This window comes from Pseudomonas sp. 8_5_2, assembly GCF_059295255.1.
Map to the genome: position 1 here is coordinate 403,588 of NZ_CM181238.1, position 18,926 is coordinate 422,513.

16 protein-coding genes are annotated in these 18,926 nt (G+C 62.9%); 4 read left to right on the forward strand and 12 right to left on the reverse strand.

The genetic code is table 11. The features are described from left to right. Window positions 1-17: 17 nt before the first annotated feature. From AC5O5R_RS01710 to AC5O5R_RS01740, 7 genes are all read right to left on the reverse strand, one after another. Entirely contained in the window at window positions 18-194 is a 177-nt protein-coding gene (locus AC5O5R_RS01710) for a hypothetical protein (protein WP_172223058.1), read from the reverse strand. Continuing rightward, a complete protein-coding gene (locus tag AC5O5R_RS01715; protein ID WP_172223055.1) occupies window positions 191-1,303 on the reverse strand; it encodes a PepSY-associated TM helix domain-containing protein in 1,113 nt (370 codons plus the stop codon). The genes AC5O5R_RS01710 and AC5O5R_RS01715 overlap by 4 nt, the downstream gene beginning before the upstream one ends. Before the next feature lie 154 nt (window positions 1,304-1,457). Further along, window positions 1,458-3,890 carry a TonB-dependent siderophore receptor gene (locus AC5O5R_RS01720; RefSeq protein WP_172223052.1) on the reverse strand — a complete coding sequence of 811 codons (2,433 nt, stop codon included), beginning with the start codon at window positions 3,888-3,890 and terminating at the stop codon, window positions 1,458-1,460. Between the two features lie 233 nt (window positions 3,891-4,123). After that, window positions 4,124-5,080, reverse strand: coding sequence for a FecR domain-containing protein (locus AC5O5R_RS01725; RefSeq protein ID WP_172223049.1), 957 nt, complete (start codon window positions 5,078-5,080; stop codon window positions 4,124-4,126). After that, on the reverse strand, window positions 5,077-5,595 hold the full coding sequence (locus AC5O5R_RS01730; protein WP_172223046.1) for an RNA polymerase sigma factor: 519 nt from the start codon (window positions 5,593-5,595) through the stop codon (window positions 5,077-5,079). Before AC5O5R_RS01730 ends, AC5O5R_RS01725 begins: the two co-directional genes overlap by 4 nt. 236 nt (window positions 5,596-5,831) lie before the next feature. Beyond that, the gene (locus AC5O5R_RS01735; protein ID WP_172223043.1) at window positions 5,832-6,542 is read right to left on the reverse strand and encodes a 3'-5' exonuclease; all 711 of its coding nucleotides are present in this window, start codon (window positions 6,540-6,542) and stop codon (window positions 5,832-5,834) included. Continuing rightward, entirely contained in the window at window positions 6,539-8,476 is a 1,938-nt protein-coding gene (locus AC5O5R_RS01740) for a DUF294 nucleotidyltransferase-like domain-containing protein (protein WP_172223039.1), read from the reverse strand. The genes AC5O5R_RS01735 and AC5O5R_RS01740 overlap by 4 nt, the downstream gene beginning before the upstream one ends. Before the next feature lie 116 nt (window positions 8,477-8,592). Here AC5O5R_RS01740 and AC5O5R_RS01745 point away from each other — a divergent pair, with 116 nt between their 5' ends. Continuing rightward, window positions 8,593-9,132: a response regulator gene (locus AC5O5R_RS01745; RefSeq protein ID WP_172223019.1), complete on the forward strand. Its 540-nt coding sequence runs from the start codon at window positions 8,593-8,595 to the stop codon at window positions 9,130-9,132. Between the two features lie 138 nt (window positions 9,133-9,270). Here AC5O5R_RS01745 and AC5O5R_RS01750 read toward each other — a convergent pair whose 3' ends face one another. Next, window positions 9,271-11,448 carry a malate synthase G gene (locus AC5O5R_RS01750; protein WP_172223016.1) on the reverse strand — a complete coding sequence of 726 codons (2,178 nt, stop codon included), beginning with the start codon at window positions 11,446-11,448 and terminating at the stop codon, window positions 9,271-9,273. Between the two features lie 448 nt (window positions 11,449-11,896). On the opposite strand from AC5O5R_RS01750, the gene AC5O5R_RS01755 reads away from it, so the two are divergent. Further along, the gene (locus AC5O5R_RS01755; protein WP_172223012.1) at window positions 11,897-12,415 is read left to right on the forward strand and encodes a glycine cleavage system transcriptional repressor; all 519 of its coding nucleotides are present in this window, start codon (window positions 11,897-11,899) and stop codon (window positions 12,413-12,415) included. Between the two features lie 245 nt (window positions 12,416-12,660). On the opposite strand, the gene rarD is transcribed toward AC5O5R_RS01755, so the two are convergent. Continuing rightward, window positions 12,661-13,548, reverse strand: a complete 888-nt coding sequence (gene rarD / locus AC5O5R_RS01760; protein WP_172223007.1) for an EamA family transporter RarD — start codon at window positions 13,546-13,548, stop codon at window positions 12,661-12,663. A gap of 64 nt (window positions 13,549-13,612) precedes the next feature. Further along, a complete protein-coding gene (locus AC5O5R_RS01765; RefSeq protein WP_172223003.1) occupies window positions 13,613-14,587 on the reverse strand; it encodes a serine/threonine protein kinase in 975 nt (324 codons plus the stop codon). Between the two features lie 195 nt (window positions 14,588-14,782). Here AC5O5R_RS01765 and AC5O5R_RS01770 point away from each other — a divergent pair, with 195 nt between their 5' ends. Further along, window positions 14,783-16,033, forward strand: coding sequence for an IS256 family transposase (locus tag AC5O5R_RS01770; RefSeq protein WP_494514460.1), 1,251 nt, complete (start codon window positions 14,783-14,785; stop codon window positions 16,031-16,033). A gap of 81 nt (window positions 16,034-16,114) precedes the next feature. Here the strand turns inward: AC5O5R_RS01770 and AC5O5R_RS01775 are convergent, their stop codons facing one another. Together AC5O5R_RS01775 and AC5O5R_RS01780 are read right to left on the reverse strand one after the other, a co-directional pair. Next, the gene (locus AC5O5R_RS01775) at window positions 16,115-16,879 is read right to left on the reverse strand and encodes a TOBE domain-containing protein (RefSeq protein WP_172222985.1); all 765 of its coding nucleotides are present in this window, start codon (window positions 16,877-16,879) and stop codon (window positions 16,115-16,117) included. 166 nt (window positions 16,880-17,045) lie between these two features. After that, window positions 17,046-17,777, reverse strand: coding sequence for a ComFC family protein (locus AC5O5R_RS01780; RefSeq protein WP_172222982.1), 732 nt, complete (start codon window positions 17,775-17,777; stop codon window positions 17,046-17,048). A 90-nt stretch (window positions 17,778-17,867) separates the two neighbouring features. Here AC5O5R_RS01780 and bioB point away from each other — a divergent pair, with 90 nt between their 5' ends. Continuing rightward, window positions 17,868-18,926: a biotin synthase BioB gene (gene bioB, locus AC5O5R_RS01785; protein ID WP_172222979.1), complete on the forward strand. Its 1,059-nt coding sequence runs from the start codon at window positions 17,868-17,870 to the stop codon at window positions 18,924-18,926.

Below are 18,926 nucleotides of genomic sequence, written 5' to 3' on the forward strand. Positions count from 1 at the left end.
TGTGTTACCCAGCTACCTCAGCGACGTTTCATGCCCCGCACACTGAGCCAGACCGGAATGCCCAGGCCGAGCCATGACAGCGTGTCCCACCAGCCGTCACCGAGCAGCGCCGCGAACAGGCCGAGCGCGGCCAACAGCGCGAGCAGTGCCGGCCAGGCGAAAACCTGCCAGGTCGATTGCGATTTGTGGCTCATGCCCGCGCTCCTTTGGGTCTGCGCTGTTTGCTCCACCACAGGTACAGGCCGCTCCACAGTACGACAATGGTCAGCACGTCGAGCACGGCCCAGAGGATCTGCATCGGCCGCCCGCCGTAATCGCCGAAGTGCAGCGGTTGCGACAGGCCCATGGCGTCCATGTACCAGGGGCGCTCGCCGACCGCCGTGACCGCCAGCGTGCGGGCATCGATCAGCACCGGTGTGTACAGGTGCGAACTGAGGTGCGTGGCGCCGTTCATGAACACCGCGTAGTGGTGCTCGCTGGAAAAGCGCGTCCCGGGGAAGGCTATGAAGTCCGGGCGCATGCCGGGGGCGGCCTGTGCGGCAATGTCCAGCAGGCGGGTTGCAGGGGCGCGTTGGGTGAGCGGTGGGGCGTCACGATAAGGCGCAACCATGGCGGCCAGGCTGTCATTGCGCCAGGCGGCGATGACCAGGTCAGACAGCGCACTGATCACGCCGGTTACGCCTACCGTCAACGCCCAGGCCAGGGTCACCACGCCAATCAGGTTGTGCAGGTCGAGCCAGCGCAGGCGCCGGGATTTGTCGTGGCGTACCGTGCCGAACTCCAGGCGACGCATGAACGGCGCATAGAGCACCGTGCCGGAGACGATCGCTACGATGAACAGCACGCCCATGAAGGCCAGCAGCAGCTTGCCGGGCAGACCGGCAAACATGTCTACGTGCAGGCGCAGCATGAGCATCATGAAGCCGCCGTTGGCCGCTGGCATCGCTACAGCTTCGCCAGTGCGGGCGTCGAGCATGAAGGTGTGGGACAGGTTGGGGTCGGTGCCGGCGGTAGCGGCAGTGATGGCGACCACGCCGTTGGGTTCGTCTTCGTCGTAACCGAAGTACTGCATGACCTCGCCGGGGCGATGCTGCTCGGCTTTGAGCACCAGCTGCTGAAGATCGAGGTGCGGGGTGTCTGCCGGCATCTGGCGCAGTTCAGGCGCGTCGCCGAGCAGCTGTTCGAGTTCGTGGTGGAAGATCAGCGGCAGGCCGGTGAGTGCCAGCAACAGCAGGAACAGAGTGCAGACCAGGCTGCTCCAGGTGTGGATCGCGGACCAGCGGCGGATGGTTGGGCTTTTCATCACGGTACCGATTTTTTCTGTTGGATCGAGGGGCTGCTGCGCAGCCCAATCGCCGGCAAGCCAGCTCCCACAGGGGGGCACATGGCCAGAGGCTTGCGCTGTACCTGCAAGAGCTGGCTTGCCGGTGATTGGGCCGCAAAGCGGCCCCGCTCACTCAGAACTTGTAGGTGGCGCTAGCAACAACGCTTCGCTCGTCGCCGTAGTAGCAGTAGTACGAGTCACAGGTAGAGATGTAGTCCTTGTTCAGCAGGTTGGTGGCGTTGACCGCGACCGACGCGCCTTTGAGGCTGCTGTTCAGGCGGCCGAGGTCGTAGTGCACCGAGGCATCGAACACGGTGTAGGCATTGGCCTTGCCCAGGTAGGTGTTGGCCTGGTCGCCGTAGGTGTTCCCGGTATAGCGCGCACCCAGGCCGATGCCGAAGCCGTCCAGTACGCCCGAGTGCCAGGTGTAGTCACCCCACAGCGAGGCCTGCTGGTTCGGCATCAGCTGCAGGCGGTTGCCTTTGAAGTCGCCGTTCTGCACTTCGGACTTGGCCAGCGTGTAGGCGGCAATCACCTTCAGGTTCTCGGTAACGTCGGAAACCGCTTCAAGCTCCAACCCCCGGACTTTCACTTCGCCAGTCTGGCTGGTGATGGTCACGCCACCGACGGTGTCGGTCACCGAGACGTTTTTCTGGGTCAGGTCATACACGGCTGCCGACAGCAGGGTGTTGGAACCCGGCGGCTGGTATTTCACCCCCAGCTCCCACTGCTTGCCTTCGGTGGGTTTGAAAGACTGCGTGGCCGACGCATTGGCATTGCCGGTCGGCTGGAATGACTCGGCATACGAAAGGTACGGTACCAAGCCCGAATCGAACACATAGCTGATGGCCGCGTTGCCGCTGAACTTCTTGTCCCGCTGGGTATTGGTGGCATCGCCCTGGTTGAAGAACTTGGTGCCGGTGTGCACCCAGTCCTCCCGCCCACCCAAGGTCAGGCGCCAGTTGCCAAGCGCCATCTGGTCCTGCACATACAGCCCGGTCTGACGGGTTTTCTGGTTGTAGTCATAAAACGCTTTCGAGCGGTCCGGGCGGGTGATTGGCAACCCGTATACCGGGTTGTTGACGTTGCTGTCCGGCACGTTGAAACCGAAGATCGACAGGTAGTTGGTGTTGATGCGCTGATGGTCCAGGCCGATCAGCAGGGTGTGGGTAACGTCGCCGGTGGCGAAGTCGGCCTGGAAGTTGTTGTCCACCGCGAACTGGCTGATGTCTTCATCGGTATTGGTGGACATTCGGCTGACAGTGCCGTCGTCCTGTACCGGGCCACCGGGCTGGTAATAGCTGCCGGGGGTGATGGTCTGGAACGCCAGGTCCGACTTGGTGTAGCGCAGGTTCTGACGGAACTGCCAGACGTCGTTGATGCGGTGCTCGAAGGCATAGCCAAGCGCGTAGTAGGTACGATCGTAGAACTCGTAGTCCGGGTCACCCAGGTTCTTGTGGTGGGAGATCTTGCCGAACGGCATGTCGATCTTGGTGCCCTGGATGGGGCGGAACTGGCTGGTGGCACCGGTATCGTCGCGGGTGAACTGGGTGAGCAGCGTCAGCGAAGTATCTTCGTCAATGTTCCAGGTCAGGCTTGGGGCGATGTTGTAGCGCTTGTTGTCGATGTGATCGATCTGCGAGCCGCTGTCACGGATCACACCGCTGACGCCATACAGAAAGCGGCCCTCGTCGTCGATCTTGCCGGTGCTGGCAAAGTTGATCTGACGGTGATTGTCACTGCCGTACTGCAGTTCGATTTCGTGCTCGCTTTCTGCCTGCGGACGGCGGCTTACCATGTCCAGCAGGCCGCCGGGCGGGGTCTGGCCATAGACCGAGGACGCTGGGCCACGCAGCAGCGCCAGGCGGTCGAGGTTCCAGGTTTCGGCTTTCGGGTTGGCGTACACGCCGCGTGGCAGCGGCAGGCCATCGAGAAACTGGGTGGGCTCGAAGCCGCGCACACGCATCCAGTCATAGCGCGTGTCGCTGCCAAAGCTGGCGGACACGATCCCTGGCATATAGCGCACGGCGTCATCCAGGCTGTGCACGCCGCGGTCTTTCATCTGCTCGCGAGTGGCAACCGAGATTGAGCGCGGTGCTTCGACCAGCGCGGTGTCTGTCTTGGTGCCGGCGGCAGTGCGATTGGCCAGATAGCCTTCGACCGGGCCCCAGGCGCTTTCGCTGGCGCTGGACGCATTCACCGTGATTTCCGGCAATGCCAGGCTGCCATCCGGAACCGCCACCAGACTGTAGCTGCCGACGCTGCTCTGCTGCAGCTGCAGGCCGGTGCCGCCCAAGGCGGCTTGCAGGGCGCCGAGGCCGTCGTACCGGCCGCTTACCGGGGCCGAAGTGCGGCCGTTGACCAGGGCTGGGTCGATGGCCAGGGCGATACCGGCCTGGCTGGCGATCTGGTTGAGCGTGGTGGCCAAAGGAGCGCTGGGCAAATCGTAGGCGCGCGGTGCGGATTGTTCGGCGGCGAACAGGGCAGGGCTGGCCAACGGGGCGCCAAGGCCGATGGCCAGGGCCATCAGGCTGGGGCGCAGGATACGATCAACGGCACGGGACATGCGGCGGTTCCTCGACGGGTAAGTGCTTGCTGCTTCCTTGCCGAGCGAGAATTGAAAAGTGACAGGGCGAATCTGAAAAATGTTGAGAATTATTTAAAGTTGATTAGCGCATGTGCCGACCCTTTCGCGGGTGAACACGTGCCCACAGGGACATCTCGATTTCAAATGCGGTGAGATTGACGTGGAGCGGGTTTATCGAAGCGTCGAACCGCCGCGAACAGGCCAGTACAGGTTTACTTGGAAGTGACGGTCACCCACCACTGGGTATGCCGCTCGATCTTCACCGGCAATGCCGGCACCAGTGATGCCAGTGCCAAATCGGTGTCGGTCAGTGGGAAGCTGCCGGTGACGCGCAGGTCGGCCACCTTGGCATCTACCCCGAGGTAGCCGCTGCGGTACTTGCCCAATGTGGCCAGCAGGTCGCCCAGTCGCACGTTGTCCACCACGAGCATGCCGCGGGTCCAGGCATCGGCACCGGCTGGCACTTGGCCGACCAGGCCCAGGCCGTTGGCGTCCATCAGTACCTGCTGGCCTTCGCGCAACACCTGTTCGTCACCACTGTTCAGGGGCTTGGCAGCGACGGACGCCTGCAGCACTTCCAGGCGTGTGCCGCTGGCTTCGCGGCGCACCAGGAAGCGCGTGCCCAGTGGCCGCAGCCGACCATCGTCGGTGCGTACCAGCAGCGGGCGAGGGTCGTGATGGCCGGTTTCGACCGAAATCTCGCCCTGATGCAGCACGATCACCCGTTGCTCGCCCTGGAAGTCGATGTCCACGGCGGTGTGGGTATTAAGGCTCAGCAGCGTGCCGTCTTCCAGGCGCAGGGTGCGCAGCTCGCCGGTGGCGGTGCGCTGATCGGCCAGCCAGTAACTGGGTGCCAGCGCCGGTGCGCCAACCCAGGCCAGCAGCGAGCCGAGCAGCAACATGCCGGCCAGGCCGCCGCCGGCCTTGGCAACCCGCCGGCGCAGGCCGACGCGAGACTGCAGCAGGGCCTGGCGGGCCGGGCCGGCCGCTACACTGACGCGCTGGTCCATGGCACCGAGCTGGCGCCAGGCGCGGGCGTGCTCTTCGCTGGCCGCATGCCAACGCATGAACTCACCGCGTTCGTCGGGCGTGCCGCTGGCGTCGTCCAGGCTGAGTTTCCAGGCGATGGCGGCTTCCAGCACCCGTGATGAAACCGGCGCGTTGCTCACGTCGGCTGCCCATACAGGGCCACATAGCACTGGCGCATGCCCTGGGCGATGTACTGGCGCACCCGCGAAACCGAAACGCCCAGGCGCTCGGCGATTTCGGCATGGCCCAGGCCGTCCAGGCGGTTGTGCAGGAACGCTGCGCGGGCTTTGCTGGAAAGCTTGCCGAGCAGGCGGTCGATGGCCTTGAGGTCTTCGAGGATCAGGTGTTGCACTTCAGGGGAGGGCTGTTCGGCTTGCGGTATCAGTGCCAGCTCGGCCAGGTAGGCCTGTTCCAGCGCGGCGCGGCGGAAGTGGTCGAACATCAGCCCCTTGGCCACGGCGGCGAGAAAGGCGCGGGGCTCGCGAGGCGTGTCCAGCTGCTCTCTGCCGAGCAGGCGCACGAACGTGTCCTGGCTCAGGTCTTCGGCACGTTGGCGGCAGGCCATGCTGCGTTGCAGCCAGGCCAGCAGCCAGCCGCGGTGGTCGCGGTACAGTGCACCGACCAGATCGGCGTGTGGGCTGTGTGCAGAAGACAAGCAGCGTCCCCCTGGAACGTATGTATTAACTAACGATAATTATTCGCGATTGTTGCAGAGGGGAGGGGGTGGGTGCAATGGACGCTTATCGGATTGCCAGCATTGGAGATGTGTTGCCTGGGCAGGCCTCTTCGCGGGTAAACCCGCTCCCACAAGTACAGCGCATGCCTTGAATGTTGCGCCGAACCTGTGGGAGCGGGTTCACCCGCGAAGAGGCCTGCAAGGCCAATGCAAATCTACAGCCCGTGATTGTGCACTTTGCGCCGCCGCCACCCGCGCAACCGCTGCTCCAGCTGCAACGGGCTGTCCAGTTGTTGCCGCCGCGCCTGGCTGAACAGAATCAGCGCCAGCTCCGCAGTCACCTGCGCATCGGCGCTGGCATGATGGCGCTCATCCACCTGCAGCCCAAACCGCGCCACCCAGTCATCCAGCCCAGCCTCGCGCAGTACTGTGTCGGGGTTGAGCATCGGCGCCAGCTCGGCAACATCCAGAAACGGCGATTGCAGGCGATAACCCAGGCTGTCCTTCAGCGCCCGGCCCAGCATGCGCTGGTCGAACGGCGCGTGAAATGCCAGCACCGGGCTGTCGCCAATAAAATCGAGCAGGTCCAGCAACGCCTCGGCCGGGTCGCAACCGGCAGCCAGGGCGCTCGGCCCCAGGCCATGGATCAGCACGCTGGCGTTGGTTTTCTGCAATGGCCGATGCAGGGTGCGTTCGAATTGCTGGGCAAAATCGATCGCACCGTCCTCGATGGCCACGGCCCCGATCGACAGCACCTGGTCGCGGTTGAAGTTGAGCCCGCTGGTTTCCAGGTCCAGCACCACCCAGCGCTGCTCGCGCAAGGTGCACACCCCCAGCGGCGCGGGTTTGGACAACCGGGCCAGGCGCTGGCGCATGGCGGGGGCCAGTTCGGGCGCACTCGGGCGCAGCCAGGCGAACAGGCTCATAGCTGATACCGCAGGGCCAGGCTGCTTTGCAGGCGCTGCGCCTGGCGCAGGGACTCGCGCAGGATGCGTCGGTCCAGCAGGTTGAGGCTGTCCGGGTCGAGCCGGTTGGAGTACGGCAGGTTGGCGCGGGCCTGGCGCTGGTGCTGCTGCATGCGGGTTTGCTGGATGAAGTGGTAGGCCTCTTCATAGGCGGCGCCGTCCAGTGGCTCGATGACGCCCTTGGCCACCAGTTGGCGCAAGCGTTCCAGCGTATTGCACGCACCGACGCCATTGACCAGGGCCAGCAGCCGGGCACCATCGACGAAGGGCGTCAGGCCTTGGACCTTGAGGTCCAGGGTGGCGGCTTTGTCGTTGCCCTGGCGGGTCAGGACGAAATCGCGCAGGCGGCCCACGGGCGGGCGTTGGCGCAAGGCGTTCTCGGCCAGCATGCGCTGGAAGATGCGGTTGTCGGCCACCTGCTCGAGCAGGCCCTGGCGCAGTTGCTCGCAACCTTGCTCGTCGCCCCACACCACGCGCAGGTCGAAATAGATGCTTGAACCCAGCAGGTTCTCCGGGCTGGCCTCGCGGACAAAACCGGCAAAGCGTCGCGCCCACTCACTGCGCGACAGGCACAGCTCTGGGTTGCCGGCCATGATGTCGCCTTTGCACAGGGTAAAGCCACACTGGGCCAGGCTTTGGTTGATGTATTGGGCCAGCGGCAACAGGCGGGCGCGAATGGCGTCGGCCTCGGCGCGGTCGGCGGCCTCGAAGAGGATGCCGTTGTCCTGATCGGTGTGCAGGGTCTGCTCGCGTCGCCCTTCGCTGCCAAAGCACAGCCAGCTGAACGGCACACCAGGGTCGCCGCGCTCGGCCAGTGCCAGCTCGATCACCCGGCACACGGTGTGGTCGTTGAGCAAGGTGATGATCTGGGTGATCTGCGTGGACGACGCGCCGTGGGCGAGCATGCGCTCGACCAGCTGGCTGATTTCGCCGCGCAGCGAGACCAGCGTTTCCAGGCGCGGTGCATGGCGAATGGTGCGCGCAAGGTGCACCAGGTCGACCCGTTGCAGGGAGAACAGGTCACGCTCTGAAACTACCCCGCACAGGCGCCGGTTTTCAACCAGGCACACGTGGGCGATATGCCGTTCGGTCATGGCCATGGCCGCGTCGAAGGCACTGGCCGTGGGGCTGAGATAGAACGGCCTGGCCGTCATGTGGCGCTCGATGGGTGCACCAAGCTCGGCATCGGCAGCGGCCACTACCTGGCGCAGGTCACGCAGGGTAAAGATGCCAGTAGGGTAGCGCTGCGCATCGACGATCACGATGCTGCCCACCTGTTGCTCGTGCATCAACCACACGGCTTCGCGCAGGGGCGTGTCGGCACTGCACACCACCGGGTGGCGCATGGCCAGTTCACCCAGGGGGGTGTTGAGCGAGTACTGGGTGCCAAGGGTTTCAACGGCACGTTGACGCACCTGCTGGTTGACCTGATCGAGCAGGCTGCTGACCCCGCGCAGTGCAAAATCCCGAAACACTTCCGACATCGAGAACACGCGGATGAATGCAGCCTTGTTCAGTTGCAGACAGAAGGTGTCCTCACCGGCCAGGTGCTCGGTGCGGGTCGCCCGTTCGCCCAGCAGCGCGGCCAGCGGGAAGCATTCGCCGCTGGTGATTTCGAAGGTGGTCTCGACACCGGGTTTGACCAGGTGCTGGCGTTCGCCGACCACACGCCCCTGCTTGACGATGTAGAAGTGCTCGACCGGGCCGTCAGCCGGTTTGACGATGCTTTCGCCGCACGCGTAGAAGCGCAGCTGGCATTGCTCGACCAGGTAGGCGAGGTGGCTGTGCTCCATCTGGTTGAACGGCGGAAAACGCTGCAGGAACTGCAACGTACCCTGGATGTTCTGCAGCACTGCCGTCCTGCCCGCCTGGCTGTAGGCGTCCTTTTTGCTCATGAAACTGACCGTATCGCTATGCCGAACTATATATATCTATATATAGGTGCCGGGCATGTTGTTCTCTGCCTCCATGGTCGGCTTGCGGCGGGGTGGTGCCCATTGGACGTAAGTCTATGAGCGGCCCTGTCAAAGACCCGACGAAAGGTGGATCGGGTTGCGCATTTACTGCGGTCCTACTGCTGAAGCGGAATTTTTTTGACGAGATGGCCATGGTTGAGCATGACGACATCCTGAGTGACGCCGAACGTGAGGCATTGGCCGTGGTGAGTGCGCCGCTGGCGCCCAGCCCGGTGGTGTTGATTGTCGATGACAACCCGGTCAACAGTGACGCGCTGAAGTGGTACCTGAAGAGCAGAGGCATCGAGTGCATGACCGCTGATGGGGCCAACGAAGCGATATTCAAGCTGCATTACGAACCGCGCATCGCACTGATGATTACCGACCTGCGCATGCAGCCCAGCGATGGCCTGGAACTGATCCGGCAGGTTCGCGAGTCGGAGCGGGCGGCGTTGTCGATCATCGTGGTGTCGGGCGACACCGATGTGAAGGAGGCGGTGGACGTGATGCACCTGGGGGTGGTGGATTTCCTGCTCAAGCCGGTGGACCTGGGCAAGTTGCTGGAGCTGGTGAAGAAAGAGTTGAAGCTCGATTGAACAGCCGCCCGTACTGGGCTCATCGCCGGCAAGCCAGCTCCTGCAGGGACCGCACAGCTTCCAACGCTTGTGCAGTCCCTGTAGGAGCTGGCTTGCCGGCGATTGGGCCGCAAAGCGGCCCTCGCTCGCAGAGGCTGCTTATAACCCGTTACGCGCCTTGAACTCGCGACGACGGCGGTGCAGCACAGGCTCGGTATACCCGTTCGGCTGCTTGCCACCTTCCACCACCAGCTCCACGGCCGCCTGGAACGCAACGTTGTCGTCGAAGTTCGGCGCCATCGGGCGGTAGAGGGCGTCGCCGGCGTTCTGCTGGTCGACCACCACGGCCATGCGCTTGAGGCTTTCCAGCACCTGCTCCTGGCTGACCACGCCGTGGCGCAGCCAGTTGGCCAGCAGCTGGGCGGAAATGCGCAAGGTGGCGCGGTCTTCCATCAGGCCGACGTTGTTGATGTCCGGCACCTTCGAGCAACCCACGCCCTGGTCGATCCAGCGCACCACATAGCCGAGGATACCCTGGGCGTTGTTGTCCAGTTCGTTGCGGATCTCGTCGGCCGACCAGTTGGTGTCGGCGGCCAGCGGGATGGCCAGGATGTCGTCGACCGATGCCGGGGTACGCGAGGCCAGTTCACGCTGGCGTGCCTGTACGTCGACCTTGTGGTAGTGCAAGGCGTGCAGGGTGGCAGCAGTCGGCGACGGTACCCACGCGGTGTTGGCGCCGGCCAGCGGGTGAGCGATCTTCTGCTCGAGCATGGCTGCCATCAGGTCGGGCATGGCCCACATGCCCTTGCCGATTTGCGCACGGCCTTGCAGGCCGGTGGCCAGGCCGACGTCGACGTTGTTGTTCTCGTAGGCGCCGATCCACTTCTCGTTCTTCATGGCGCCCTTGCGCACAACGGCGCCGGCTTCCATCGAGGTGTGGATTTCATCGCCGGTGCGGTCGAGGAAGCCGGTGTTGATGAACGCTACGCGCTCGGCGGCTGCCTTGATGCAGGACTTGAGGTTGACCGTGGTACGGCGCTCCTCGTCCATGATGCCGACCTTGACGGTGTTGCGCGGCATGCCCAGCAGGTCTTCCACCTGGCTGAAGATTTCGGCGGCGAAGGCCACTTCTTCAGGACCGTGCATCTTCGGCTTGACGATGTACACACTGCCGGTGCGGGTGTTCTTGCGGCTGGTGTTGCCGTTGAGGTTGTGCAGGGCGATCAGGTTGGTGAACAGTCCGTCCTGGATGCCTTCGGGAATTTCATTGCCCTGGGCATCGAGGATCGCCGGGTTGGTCATCAAGTGACCAACGTTGCGCACGAATAGCAGCGAACGGCCGTGCAGGGTCACGCTGCCGCCGTTGGGCGCCGCGTACTCGCGATCCGGGTTCATGGTGCGGGTAAAGGTCTTGCCGCCCTTGCTCACGCTTTCGGCCAGGTCGCCCTTCATCAGGCCCAGCCAGTTGCGGTAGACGACCACCTTGTCGTCGGCATCGACGGCGGCAACCGAATCTTCGCAGTCCATGATGGTGGTCAGCGCCGACTCCATCAGGATGTCTTTCACGCCAGCGGCGTCGGTGCTGCCGACAGGGGTGCTGGCATCGACCTGGATTTCGAAGTGCAGGCCGTTGTGCTTGAGCAGCACGGCAGTGGGTGCAGCAGCGTCGCCATGGAAACCGATCAGCTGGGCATCGTCGCGCAGGCCGCTGTTACTGCCGCCTTTCAGGGCAACTACCAGCTTGCCGCCTTCGATACGGTAGCTGGTGGAGTCAACGTGCGAGCCGGCCGCCAGTGGCGCGGCTTCGTCGAGGAAGGCGCGGGCGAAGGCGATGACCTTGTCGCCACGTGCCTTGTTGTAACCCTTGCCTTTTTCGGCGCCGCCTTCATCGCTGATGGCGTCGGTGCCGTAGAGGGCATCGTACAGCGAGCCCCAACGGGCGTTCGCGGCGTTCAGGGCGAAGCGGGCGTTCATCACCGGAACCACCAGCTGCGGGCCGGCCATGTGGGCGATTTCTTCGTCCACGTTCTGGGTGGTGGCCTGGAAATCGTCGGCTTGTGGCAGCAGGTAGCCGATTTCCTGGAGGAAGCTTTTGTAGGCTACGGCGTCGTGTGCCTGGCCTTTGCGTGCCTGGTGCCAGGCGTCGATCTTGGCTTGCAGCTCGTCGCGCTTGGCGAGCAGGGCTTTGTTCTTTGGAGCGAGGTCATTGATGATCTTTTCTGCACCTGCCCAGAACTGCTCGGCGACGATGCCGGTCCCCGGGATGGCTTCGTTGTTCACGAAGTCGTACAGGACCTTGGCGACCTGAAGGCCACCGACTTGAACGTATCCAGTCATTGCTTGCCTCACTCTGCTCAGCTATTTCGCTCTTCTGTATTAAGCCTGTAGCGCTTCTCTAAACACGGCACCAGTGCGTGCCCCCGGGATGGCCCGAGCGCGGCTGGGTGCGGCCTTCCAGACAGGCTGGTGGGCAGTGTGCGTATTTTCACAGGCGCCTTGGCAGACATCCAAACGACGTTTTGTAGTCCGCGCCACGGGATACTACATGAAGCAGTAGGCGGGGCAAAATCAGACTAAAAGCGCCGTTCTGCGACCCGTTGGTCGCGTATGGTCACGCTGGGAGTGGGTATGTTCGCAAAAAACAGGTGGATTGTTCCAGATAAATCTTGAAACAGTACACGATTGGCTGTGTCGAGTGCCCTGCGGCAGGTTGCCGCGCCTTGCCTATACTGAGTCGATCCCCGATTTACTGCCGCACGGCGCGGTCCGACACGAGGAAGGGCTTGTGGATCATCTTGTACTGACTGTTATCGCCCCTGACAAGGCCGGCCAGGTCGAACGCATCGCCCAGTGCATCGCCGACCATAGTGGCAACTGGCTGGAGAGCCGCATGTCGCGCATGGCCGGGCAGTTTGCCGGCATTTTGCGGGTGGCGGTGCCGGCGGAAAATTATGATGAGCTGGTGAAGTCTTTGCAGGCGCTGGTCAAGCATGATATTCGCGTGCTGATTGCCGAGAGCGGGATCGAGCCGTCCTGTACCTGGAAGCCGATTGCCATGGAGCTGGTAGGGAACGACCGGCCGGGGATCGTGCGGGACATTACCCGGTTGCTGGCTGAGTTGCAGGTAAACGTCGAGAGGTTTTCCACAGAGGTGCGGCCTGCGCCGATGAGCAGTGAGCCGTTGTTTCACGCCGATGCATTGCTGGCGCTGCCGCTGACTTTGCCGCTGGATGAGCTGCAGCAGCGCCTGGAGAGCCTGGCGGATGACTTGATGGTGGAGTTGCAGCTGCGTCCGGAGGATTGACCGGAATTGGCGGGGCTCCAGACAGCACGTGGGGTTATCCCGATATTGCGGGGAAGGCCCTGTGGATAACCTGGGGGTGTACCCCTCCAGGCCACGCAACATGTGGCTTGCAGAGATATGATCAAAAAACACCCAACAATCAGCAGCTTGTGCACAAAGCACGGGGATCAGGGTGTGGATAACCTATGGAGATGTGTCTGCAGGCCATGAATTACCTGGCCTGCAGAGTTTTGATCATTTAATGATCAGCTGCGCTTGCGCAAATTCCACCACGCATCGACGCTGTAAACCGCCAGACCTGCCCAGATGAACATGAACGCCACCAAGGTGCTGGGCGACAAGTGCTCATCGAACAGCAGCACCGCCTGCAGCAGCACCAGGGTCGGCGCCAGGTATTGCAGGAAGCCCAGGGTGGTGTACGGCAGGTGCCGCGCAGCGGCGTTGAAGCACACCAGCGGTATCAGGGTCACAGGCCCCGCAGCCATCAACCACAGCGCTTCGCTGTTGGTATAGAACGCGCCCTGGGCACTCATCGCCGTCGGATGCAGCAACAGCCAGCCGATCGCCAGGGGTACCAGCATCCAGGTTTCCACCACCAGGCCCGGCAACGCCGCCACCGGTGCCTGCTTGCGGATCAGCCCATAGAAGCCGAAGCTCAGCGCCAGCACCAGCGACACCCAGGGCAGGCTGCCCACTTGCCATACCTGCTGGGCCACGCCCACGGCTGCCATGGCCACCGCCAGCCACTGCAGGCGGCGCAGGCGTTCGCCAAGAATCAGCATGCCCAGCAGCACGTTGATCAGCGGGTTGATGTAGTAGCCCAGGCTGGCCTCGACCATGCGACCATTGTTCACAGACCAGACATAGGTCAGCCAGTTACCGGCGATCAGCGTCCCGCTCAGGGCCAGGATAGCCAGGCGGCGCGGGTTGTCGCGCAGTTCACGCCACCAGCCAGGATGCTTCCACACCAGCAGCAGCAGTGAGCCGAACAGTGCCGACCAGAGTACCCGGTGGACAATGATTTCCACCGCCGGGACGCTCTGGATTGCCTTGAAGTACAGGGGGAACAAACCCCAGATGATGTAGGCGCTGAGGCCCAGAATGTACCCGCGACGCGGGTTTGCGGCGTGCATGCAGAATCCTTGCTTAGGTAGCTAAATAACCCGACGCCTATTGTAGACAGAGGCGGGCAAGCTTCTAGAACAATTTCAGCGGCGGCTCATCCAGTGCGGCCATTTGTTCGCGTAGCGCGAGAATCTGGTCGCCCCAGTAACGTGGCTGGCCGAACCAGGGGAAGCTGGGCGGGAACGCAGGGTCATCCCAGCGCCGTGCCAGCCAGGCGCTGTAGTGCAACTGGCGCAGGGCGCGCAGGGGCTCGATCAGTGCCAGTTCGCGCGGGTCGAAATCGTGGAACTCGTTGTAGCCGTCGATCAGCTCGGCCAGTTGCCCCAGGCGTTCCTCGCGGTTACCGGCCAGCATCATCCACAGGTCCTGCACCGCCGGGCCCATGCGGCAGTCGTCGAGGTCGACCACGTGGTAAACCTCGTCGCGGTGCATCAGGTTGCCGGGGTGCAGGTCTCCGTGCAGGCGCATCACCTTGTGCGGGGTGCGGGCATAAGCGTCCTCGACACGCTTTAGCAGGTCGCGTGCAACCGACTCGTAGGCGGGCAGCAGTTCGCGCGGGACGAAGTTGCCATCCAGCAGGGTATTCAGCGAAGCATGGCCGAAGTTGTCCACAGCCAGCGCTTCGCGGTGTTCGAAAGGCCGTGTGGCGGCCACGGCATGCATGCGGCCAAGCAACTGGCCCAGGCGGTAGAGCTGGTCGAGGTTGCCCGGTTCAGGTGCATGCCCGCCGCGGCGGGGGAACAGGGTGAAGCGAAAGCCCTGGTGCTCGAACAGGGTGCGGCCCTCGTGCAGCATGGGGGCAACTACCGGCACTTCGCAGTCGGCGAGCTCGGCGGTGAAACGGTGTTCTTCGAGGATCGCTTCATCGCTCCAGCGGCCAGGCCGGTAGAACTTGGCGATCAGCGGTTGCGAGTCTTCGATGCCTACCTGGTAAACCCGGTTCTCGTAGCTGTTCAGCGCCAGCACCCGGGCATCACTGAGAAAGCCCACGCTTTCGACAGCGTCCAGGACCAGATCGGGAGTGAGGGTGGCGAACGGGTGGGACATGGGAACTCCAGGGGAAGACAGCGTGGAGGCCATGGTAGCGCGTTATACCTGTGCCGGCCTCTTCGCGGGTAAACCCGCTCCCACAGGGATCGCACCTGTAAGCCCTGATGCGATCCCTGTGGGAGCGGGTTTACCCGCGAAGAGAGGGTGTCAGAAATTTTGTGTTCGGGCATAACATGAGTAAGAGGTGCATGTATGCCAACCAAAAAAAAACCGCTCCGAGAGTTACCAAAGGTTCCGAAAGAGCTGCTGGAACAGTTTTCCGCTGTTCCGCTGATGACCGCAGAAGCCATCGAAGAAGCCTCTGCGGCATTCAAGAAGGCGCTGATAGAGCGAGCCTTGAATGCCGAACTGGGTCATCATCTGGGCTATCCACCGGGCGCGCAGCGCCCGGAGGATGAAACCAACCAGCGAAATGGGAAGAGCGGCAAAACGGTACTCACTGGTGATGGCCCGCTAAGGCTGGATATCCCTCGTGACCGGGATGGCAGCTTTTCGCCCATTTTGATCCCCAAACATGAGCGCCGTTACACCGGTTTTGACGACAAGATCATCGCCATGTATGCCCGCGGTATGACGGTCAGAGAAATCCGTGCCTTTCTCTCCGAGCAGTATGGAACAGAGGTCTCGCCCGACTTCATCAGTTCCGTGACCGACGAGGTCATGGAGGAGATTGGCGCGTGGCAACAGCGGCCTCTGGAACCGATGTATCCGGTCATTTTCTTTGATGCTCTGCGGGTCAAAATTCGCGAAGAAGGCTTGGTTCGCAATAAAGCGATCTACTTGGCACTGGGCGTTTTGCCAGATGGAACGCGCGATATTCTTGGCATCTGGATTGAGAACACCGAAGGTGCGAAGTTCTGGATGAAGGTGTTCAATGACCTCAGGACGCGCGGCGTCGAGGATGTGCTGATTGCCGTAACCGACGGCCTCAAAGGCATGCCGGAAGCGCTCAGTGCAGTATTTCCGGAGACGACACTGCAGACCTGCATCGTCCACCTGATCCGCAACAGCCTCGCTTATGCGGCCTGGGACAAGCGTCGAGCCTTGGCCAAGGCTCTCAAACCGATCTATCAGGCCATCAACGCCCAGGCGGCTGAACAGGCACTGGATGAGTTTGAAAGCGGGCCTTGGGGCACGCAATATCCAACAGTGGTGACTGCCTGGCGACGGGCGTGGGATCGAGTGATTCCGTTCTTTGCTTTCCCACCGGCCATCCGGAAGGTGATCTACACCACCAACGCCATCGAGAGTATCAACGCTCAGCTACGCAAGATCATCAAAACCCGCGGTCACTTCCCGAACGACGACGCGGCGACCAAACTGATCTGGCTGGGGCTGCGCAACATCACAGCGAACTGGGGGTCAGCGGCGCATGACTGGAAAAGTGCGATGAATCAATTTGCGATTCTGTACGGAGATCGGTTCATCAGGCCAACCTGGTGAAATCAAGGCCTGCCGGGCGGCAGGCCATTACCGGCCCGCACACAAAAAACCTGACACTCCCCGCGAAGAGGCCGGCACAGGCTAAGCAGGAACCCCGATCAACACATAAGAGGGCTGAAACTGTACCCGTACCGCGCAGCCATCCACCACCCGCTGGCCTGCCAGCCAATCCGCCTCGGCAATGGCACACAACGTCTGCCCATTGCCCAGCGCCAGCCTGACTTCACTGGGCCCGTCGACCTCTGCCAGTATTTCCTCCACCGTCGCACGCAGGCAATTGCTGCCCACCTCGGGCTCTTCCCCCTCCGCCAGCAAACGCACCCACCCCGCCTTGAGCAGCGCCACCACCATGCTGCCCAGCGTCAACTCCAGCCGTGCAGTGCTGTCCTGGGTGATCAACGCATCGATCACCAGCCCACCGCCCAATGCCAGGCTCACCCGGTCATACCGTCCTTCACGGTTCAGCCCGCTGACCTGGCCCTGCAGCTGATTGCGCGCACTGGTGCGCAACATCAGCCGGCCGAGCAGATCAAGGTCACTGGATTCTTCGGCGGCTTCGAGAAACTGCGCCTGCAACGACTGCAGCCGCTGATACAGGCGCAGCACCCGCTCGCCTTCCGGCGACAAGCGCGCACCACCACCGCCCCGACCGCCCGTGCTGCGCTCCACCAGCGGCTGGCTGGCCAGGTTGTTGAGCTCGTCGATGGCATCCCAGGCTGCCTTGTAGCTGATGCCGGCAGCCTTGGCGGCGCGGGTGATCGAGCCCTGTTCGGCAATGTGCTGCAGCAGCGCGATGCGCTGGGGGCGGCGGGATATGTGTTGGGTAAGGGGGGTGGGTAGGGGCATGGGTAGTCTGTTGGTGTTGGGCCTGAGGGTGGATAGTGTGTAGGAGCGGCCTTGTGTCGCGAAAGGGGCGCGAAGCGGCCCCACGGTTTCTGCCCGGGCAGAGATCGCTGGGGCTGCTGCGCAGCCCGATCGCGACACAAGGCCGCTCACAGAGCGATGCGCACGCTCATACATAGCCAGGCTTGGGCGTACGCGCCAGGCAGTACACATCAACCCTTTGCGCCCCGGCCTTGCGCAGCACCTCGGCGATGGCCTGTACAGTCGCACCGGTGGTCAGCACATCATCGACGAGGGCGACATGCCTGCCTTGCAGATCACCCATCAGCGCAAAGGCCTGGCGCAAATTGCGCCGCCGTGCCTGGGCATCCAGGCGCTGCTGCGCGGGCGTCTCCCGCGTGCGCAGGAGTATGCGCTGGTCGCCGGGGATCCCGAGTTGTGACGACAGCCATCGCCCCAGCATCCCGGCCTGGTTGAACCCCCGCTCACGCAGTCGACGCCTGGCCAGGGGCACAGGCAACAGCAGGTCGGGGCGCGGCAGCCCCTCTGCAAAGCGGTGCAAAAGCCCATGCCCGAGCAATTCGGCCATCAATCGCCCCAGCGGCCATTGGCGGTTGTGTTTGAAACGACTGATCAGGGTGTCCACTGGAAAGCCGAAATGCCACAGCGCTATCACCTGGTCGAACGCCGGTGGTCGACGGCAGCACTGCGCACAGGTGAGCCCGGCCATAGGCAAGGGCAGGGCGCAGCGGGTGCATTGATCGCCCAGCCAGGGCAGCGCCTGTTCGCAGGCAACGCAGACTGGGTAGGTCTGCCCGGCAGGCTCGTCACATAACAAGCACGACTGATTAATAAGTGACCACTTGTAAACCAGTTGTTTCAAGTGCGGTTGACAGTTCATAGGGCTTCCATGACTATGCGAGCTATCCGTGATGCGCTGGCGGGCTTTCCCTGTCCCGGCGCCAGCTTCAGCCTACACAAGGAAACGCCGATGAGCGCCAGCACAACTGCAACAACACGTCACGACTGGTCCCTGGCCGAGGTCAAGGCGCTGTTCCAGCAACCGTTCAATGACTTGCTGTTCCAGGCGCAGACCGTGCACCGCGCGCATTTCGACGCTAACCGCGTGCAGGTGTCGACCCTGCTGTCGATCAAGACTGGCGCCTGCCCGGAAGATTGCAAATATTGTCCGCAGTCCGGCCATTACAACACCGGGCTGGAAAAACAGAAGCTGATGGAAGTGCAGAAGGTGCTGGAAGAAGCCGCCCGCGCCAAGGCCATCGGTTCTACGCGCTTCTGCATGGGCGCGGCCTGGAAGCACCCGTCGGCCAAGGACATGCCCTACGTGCTGGAGATGGTCAAAGGGGTGAAGGCCATGGGCCTGGAAACCTGCATGACCCTCGGCAAGCTCGATCAGGAGCAGACCGCCGCGCTGGCCCAGGCTGGCCTGGACTACTACAACCACAACCTCGACACCTCGCCGGAGTTCTACGGCAGCATCATCACCACCCGCACCTACAGCGAGCGCCTGCAGACCCTGGCCTACGTGCGCGATGCGGGGATGAAGATCTGCTCGGGCGGCATCCTCGGCATGGGCGAGTCGCTGGACGACCGCGCCGGCCTGCTGATCCAGCTGGCCAACCTGCCAGAGCACCCGGAATCGGTGCCGATCAACATGCTGGTCAAGGTTGCCGGCACGCCGTTGGCCGAGGAAGAAGACGTCGACCCGTTCGATTTTATCCGCATGCTGGCGGTAGCCCGCCTGCTCATGCCCAAGTCGCATGTACGCCTGTCGGCCGGCCGCGAACAGATGAACGAACAGATGCAGGCATTGGCCTTCATGGCTGGCGCCAATTCGATCTTCTACGGCGAAAAACTGCTGACTACTGCCAACCCGCAGGCCGACAAGGACATGCAACTGTTCGCGCGCCTGGGCATCAAGCCCGAAGCGCGTGAAGAACACGCCGACGAAGTGCACCAGGCAGCCATCGAGCAGGCGCTGGTCGAGCAGCGCAGCAGCGAGATGTTCTACAACGCCGCGTCGGCCTGA

Coding starts and splice junctions, on each gene's coding strand:
- AC5O5R_RS01775 (WP_172222985.1), bottom strand. CDS start 16,879: ATGCCCCTACCCACCCCCCTTACCCAACACATATCCCGCCGCCCCCAG.
- AC5O5R_RS01715 (WP_172223055.1), bottom strand. CDS start 1,303: ATGAAAAGCCCAACCATCCGCCGCTGGTCCGCGATCCACACCTGGAGC.
- AC5O5R_RS01770 (WP_494514460.1), top strand. CDS start 14,783: ATGCCAACCAAAAAAAAACCGCTCCGAGAGTTACCAAAGGTTCCGAAA.
- AC5O5R_RS01735 (WP_172223043.1), bottom strand. CDS start 6,542: ATGAGCCTGTTCGCCTGGCTGCGCCCGAGTGCGCCCGAACTGGCCCCC.
- AC5O5R_RS01780 (WP_172222982.1), bottom strand. CDS start 17,777: ATGAACTGTCAACCGCACTTGAAACAACTGGTTTACAAGTGGTCACTT.
- AC5O5R_RS01740 (WP_172223039.1), bottom strand. CDS start 8,476: ATGAGCAAAAAGGACGCCTACAGCCAGGCGGGCAGGACGGCAGTGCTG.
- AC5O5R_RS01710 (WP_172223058.1), bottom strand. CDS start 194: ATGAGCCACAAATCGCAATCGACCTGGCAGGTTTTCGCCTGGCCGGCA.
- AC5O5R_RS01765 (WP_172223003.1), bottom strand. CDS start 14,587: ATGTCCCACCCGTTCGCCACCCTCACTCCCGATCTGGTCCTGGACGCT.
- AC5O5R_RS01750 (WP_172223016.1), bottom strand. CDS start 11,448: ATGACTGGATACGTTCAAGTCGGTGGCCTTCAGGTCGCCAAGGTCCTG.
- rarD (WP_172223007.1), bottom strand. CDS start 13,548: ATGCACGCCGCAAACCCGCGTCGCGGGTACATTCTGGGCCTCAGCGCC.
- AC5O5R_RS01745 (WP_172223019.1), top strand. CDS start 8,593: ATGAGCGGCCCTGTCAAAGACCCGACGAAAGGTGGATCGGGTTGCGCA.
- AC5O5R_RS01720 (WP_172223052.1), bottom strand. CDS start 3,890: ATGTCCCGTGCCGTTGATCGTATCCTGCGCCCCAGCCTGATGGCCCTG.
- bioB (WP_172222979.1), top strand. CDS start 17,868: ATGAGCGCCAGCACAACTGCAACAACACGTCACGACTGGTCCCTGGCC.